General features: G+C 44.4%; 3 protein-coding genes. All 3 read left to right on the forward strand.

Annotation, left to right across the window (positions count from 1 at the left end; genetic code table 11):
* Positions 1-497 (forward strand): DNA-processing protein DprA (locus B3182_RS12930; RefSeq protein WP_292753018.1); only part of this gene is annotated, 497 nt, incomplete at its 5' end.
* Positions 498-520: 23 nt separating this feature from the next.
* On the forward strand, positions 521-988 hold the full coding sequence (locus B3182_RS12935; protein ID WP_292358527.1) for a DUF494 family protein: 468 nt from the start codon (positions 521-523) through the stop codon (positions 986-988).
* An 84-nt stretch (positions 989-1,072) separates the two neighbouring features.
* Positions 1,073-1,434 (forward strand): toprim domain-containing protein (locus B3182_RS12940; RefSeq protein ID WP_292753020.1); only part of this gene is annotated, 362 nt, incomplete at its 3' end.

Below are 1,434 nucleotides of genomic sequence, written 5' to 3' on the forward strand. Positions count from 1 at the left end.
CCAAAGCGGAAAACTTTCCTCGCCGTAACCGTATTATAAGTGGTTTGAGCCTTGGCACTTTGGTCGTGGAGGCGGCAGTGAAAAGTGGCTCATTGATTACGGCCAGAATGGCTATGGAACAGAGTCGTGAAGTGTTTGCTATTCCTGGATCAATTCATAATCCATTATCCCGGGGCTGTCATCAGTTGATACGTGAGGGAGCAAAGCTGGTGGAAACGGCAAATGACATTATTGAAGAACTGGGGGCCATTGCCGGGGTTGTTCCGCAAGCTTTGGAGAAACCGACCTCATTAGAGCAAGCATCGGTGCAAGCAGAATTGGATAATGATTACCAGTTATTGTTTGAGTTTTTGGGTTATGACCCGATCCATATCGATATACTTATTGACAAAAGCGGATTGACGGCTGATGCCGTTTCATCCATGCTGTTATTACTGGAGCTGCAAGGTCAGGTTGCTTCACTGCCTGGAGGACGTTACGTTCGAAACGGAACCTGATCACGCCCACAACAGAGAAGCCGATGAAAGAAAATGTAATTGATGTGTTGCTCTATCTGTTCGAAAACTATATCGATACAGAAAATAGCAGTCAGCCTGATAAAGATGTCCTGGAGCTTGAATTAGAACAGGTCGGCTTTCAGGAAATGGAAATACACAAAGCACTTGATTGGCTAGACAATATGACGGTAGTGGCTCCGCAGACAGACAATCCCAATACACATATTCGTGTTTTCAGTGAGAGTGAAATAGAGCGTCTCGATATTCATTGTCGAGGCTATTTACTGTTTTTGGAACAGGTCGGTGTTTTGGATGTCGAAACTCGCGAAGTTGTTATTGAACGTGTATTGGCATTAGACAGCGAAGAAATTGATTTGGAACAGCTCAAGTGGGTCGTACTCATGGTGCTGTTTTATCAACCGGGCCGAGAAGTTGCTTATGCCTGGATGGAAGATCTGGTGTTTGAAGATTTGGAGGCGGTTATTCACTAAATCTGACCGCTCTTATTCTCCTTAATACTGCCCGTTTTACACGGGCAGTGTTATTTAGAGCGTCTATTTTTGGTACAGGATTATATGGGAAAAAAACTCGTTATTGTTGAGTCTCCGGCCAAGGCCAAGACCATCAAAAAGTATCTGGGCAAAGATGTAGAAGTCTTGGCATCTTATGGTCATGTGAGAGATTTACAGCCCAAAGAAGGAGCCGTCGATCCGTCAAATGATTTTGCGATGAAATATCAAGTGATTGATCGCAACAGCAAACATGTCGAGGCGATTGCCAAGGCCATGAAAAAAGCTGACACGCTCTATCTGGCAACGGATCCGGATCGTGAAGGAGAAGCAATCTCCTGGCATCTGTATGAGTTATTGAAAAAGAAGGGTGTGTTAAAAGATAAAGAAACCTTCCGTGTTGTTTTCCATGAGATCACCAAACAGGC

The sequence above is a fragment of the Methylophaga sp. UBA4204 genome (genome assembly GCF_002379485.1).
Lineage (GTDB): Bacteria > Pseudomonadota > Gammaproteobacteria > Nitrosococcales > Methylophagaceae > Methylophaga.

Coding starts and splice junctions, on each gene's coding strand:
- B3182_RS12935 (WP_292358527.1), top strand. CDS start 521: ATGAAAGAAAATGTAATTGATGTGTTGCTCTATCTGTTCGAAAACTAT.